This window comes from uncultured Roseobacter sp., from assembly GCF_947495275.1.
GTDB lineage: Bacteria > Pseudomonadota > Alphaproteobacteria > Rhodobacterales > Rhodobacteraceae > Roseobacter.
Genome location: NZ_CANLYL010000058.1, coordinates 1 through 584, shown reverse-complemented (window position 1 = coordinate 584; position 584 = coordinate 1). Strand labels below are relative to the sequence as shown.

General features: G+C 56.5%; 1 protein-coding gene. It reads left to right on the top strand.

What is annotated here, in order from left to right:
* A partial coding sequence (locus Q0802_RS24680) for an IS30 family transposase (protein WP_298922664.1) occupies positions 1-541 on the top strand: 541 nt, incomplete at its 5' end.
* Positions 542-584 lie beyond the last annotated feature (43 nt).

Sequence of the window (584 nt, the reverse complement as noted above, 5' to 3'; positions counted from 1 at the left end):
GTTTGACCGCGATGTCAGTATCCTGTTCCGCCCGGATGATGTCGCGCATCGCCGCCAGTTTGGGCACTGGGAGGCTGATCTTGTCTTGTTCAAACAACGCTTTGGTCAGTCAAATGTGACCTCCCTCGTGGAGCGCGTGAGCCGCTTCACAGTCTTGCTCAAGAACCCGAACAAACGCACCAAGCCGGTGATGGGTAAAATCATGAAGGCGGTGCGCAACCTACCCCACATTGCCCGCCGTTCAATCACTTTTGACCGGGGCACGGAGTTCGTCAGCTGGCCTCACTTACAGGCCGAGATCGGGACACAAACCTGGTTCTGTGATCCGTCCTCGCCCTGGCAGAAAGGCACCGTGGAAAACACAAACCGACGTGCGCGAAGATGGCTGCCGAGGAAGCGCGAGATCACGGCAGTCTCAGATCATGAATTAAAAATGATCTGCGACCGCCTCAACGCTACCCCCCGAAAATGCCTCGGATGGAAGACACCCGCGGAGGTCTTCCGCGAAAAGATGATGGAAGAGATGCGACGATCCCCCTAACCTCAGAAAGAACAGGAGTCGCGGTTCTGGTATCGCTCACACG